This window comes from Vasconcelosia minhoensis LEGE 07310 (assembly GCF_015207255.1).
In the GTDB taxonomy this organism is placed as follows: Bacteria; Cyanobacteriota; Cyanobacteriia; order Phormidesmidales; family Phormidesmidaceae; genus Vasconcelosia; species Vasconcelosia minhoensis.
In genome coordinates this window covers 1-2,227 of sequence record NZ_JADEXG010000143.1, presented here as the reverse complement: position 1 = coordinate 2,227, position 2,227 = coordinate 1, and the positions used below count along the sequence as shown (strand labels likewise).

Sequence of the window (2,227 nt, the reverse complement as noted above, 5' to 3'; positions counted from 1 at the left end):
TGGCAGTTGCGATCGCGCCTTCAATCTGTTCTCGATTGGCCACATCTGCTGAGAAATGCTGTACCTTCTGGTCTGCATCGCAACAGGCGGCCATCATCTCTGCCTGCGCGGTTTCTAGCTGACGCTGCCGTCGGGCAATAATCGAAATATGGTAGCCCTGCCCGGCCAATTGCCGCGCTAGGGCTTTGCCAATGCCGCTGGAGCCGCCGGTGACAACCGCGTGGGGATAGGGGTTTGAGTGGGGCGGTATGCTCATAGAGTCAGGATTTCATTCCGCTTCGCTGGGTGAGAGCCCCCAAGCCGTATTGCTGGCGTTGGAAGGGATAGGTCGGTAGCGGGACTTTGCGATGGGCGCGATTTGTCCACTCTAGATTTGCGCCCTGCACATAGAGCCGCGCCAGCTGATTGAGCCCATCGGGTCCTGCTAAAGGCGTTTGCTCAGCCGTTAGCATACCATCGCGGGTTGAGATCGGGATGGTTTTACTGCCCGTTGGCTCGGCTCGGCCCTGCACCCAGTTGGCGGCTGGCTGGTCTTGCAGAAAGGCTCGACAGGTATGCAGCAGCTCTGGCAGGGAGTCTGCGATCATGGCCAGGCGGTGGTTGAAGTGGCAGCGTCCCGCGATCGCGGTGTAGCAAATGTCGCCCAAGCTGAGGTCGGGATGAGTCGTTAGGTGAGACTCATAACGCTGGACAAGCTGTTTCAGAGCGGCGTCCGTCCGAGCTGAAAGGGCCAGTAGATACGGCCCCTGTCCCAATCGGGACGGCGGCGGCGATGGGGGCTCTGCGACGACGACATGGGCATTGCTGCCGTTGAAACCAAAGGCGCTGACCCCGGCAATCCGCCGATCGGCAGTCCAGGACTGAGACTGCGTCAGCGGCTGGAGGGGGAGCCTTGCCCAGTCCACGTCGGGGTTTGGCGTTTTCAAATGCAGATTGGCGGGCAGCTCTCGATGCTGTAGGGCCAGCACGGTTTTGATTAGGCCCGCGATACCCGCAGCGGCTTCTAAATGGCCGATATTGGTTTTTCCAGCGCCCAGCGCTAGCGGGTCAGCCGCCGAACGTTTAACGAAAACCTGACCCAGGGCCGCTAGCTCAATCGGGTCACCCAGGGCGGTGCCGGTGCCGTGGGTTTCCACATAGCTAACCGCAGTGGGGTCGATCTGTCCTACCGCCAGCGCCTGACGGATGACGGCCTGCTGAGCCGGACCGTTGGGTGCAGTCAGGCTGCTAGTGCGGCCATTGTGATTGACGGCTGAGCCCAGCAACAGGGCCAAAATTGGGTCGCCGTCGGCTTCTGCCTGGCTGAGTCGCTTCAGCACCACGGCCCCGCCTCCTTCTCCTCGGACGAAGCCATTGGCAGCGGCATCGAAGGTGCGGCAGCGGCCCTCGGGTGAGAGCATTCGGGCTTTGGAAAAGTGGATGCTGGCGTCGGGGGTGATGATCCGGTTGACGCCGCCCGCGATCGCTAAATGGCATTCACCCAGCCGCAAACTCTGACAGGCCAGATGAACGGCCACCAGGGACGACGCACAGGCCGCATCCAGAGCAATACTCGGCCCGGTTACTCCTAGCAGGTAGGACAGCCGCCCAGCGGTGACGCTGTGGGTGTTGCCCGTCGTTACGTAGGCATCGCCGTCGGAAGCGGGCTGAGCCAGCAGCCGCTGCCAGTAGTCCACGCTGCAAATGCCCACGAACACGCTGGTCGCCTCGCCCTGCAGCCGCTCTGCTGCTACTCCGGCCTGTTCTAGCGCTTCCCAGCTGACTTCGAGAAATAGCCGCTGCTGCGGGTCCAGGCAGAGCGCCTCGCGAGGAGCCAGACGAAAGAACGGTGCGTCAAATCCGTAGGGGTCGGGGACAAAGCCGCCGTGACGCGAAATCATTTTGCCTGCGGCTCCGGGGTCGGGGCTGTAGTACTCGGCTACATCCCAACGGTCGGGGGGAATTTCAGTAATGGCGTCTTTGCCCTTTTGCAACAGCTGCCAGTAGCGCTCGGGATTCTCTGCGCCGCCGGGGAAGCGGCAGCCCATGCCGATGATAGCGATGGGTTCAGCCTGGGAGCGCTCTAATTCTGCAACCCGGGCTTTGAGCTGACGGACGGCCTGGAGGGCTCGCTGGGTGGGTGACGCTTCTGGATCGGGGGGCAGACTCATGGGGTTAGAGATTGAGCTGGTCTAGTTCGGCGAGGAGTTGGGCTTCGGCTTCGGCTTCGGAGAGGGGAGTGGGGGAG

At 62.2% G+C, this 2,227-nt stretch carries 2 protein-coding genes; both read right to left on the bottom strand.

The genetic code is table 11. From position 1 onward, the window contains the following. On the bottom strand, positions 1–256 hold a 256-nt coding region (locus IQ241_RS25135; RefSeq protein ID WP_193912543.1), incomplete at its 3' end, for an SDR family NAD(P)-dependent oxidoreductase. Between the two features lie 4 nt (positions 257–260). Beyond that, positions 261–2,150 (bottom strand): type I polyketide synthase, encoded by a 1,890-nt coding sequence (locus IQ241_RS25130; protein WP_193912541.1) that lies wholly within the window; start codon positions 2,148–2,150, stop codon positions 261–263. Positions 2,151–2,227 lie beyond the last annotated feature (77 nt).

What these genes read in the sequence shown, in the direction of transcription:
- IQ241_RS25130 (WP_193912541.1), bottom strand. Translation starts at nt 2,150, where the DNA reads ATGAGTCTGCCCCCCGATCCAGAAGCGTCACCCACCCAGCGAGCCCTC.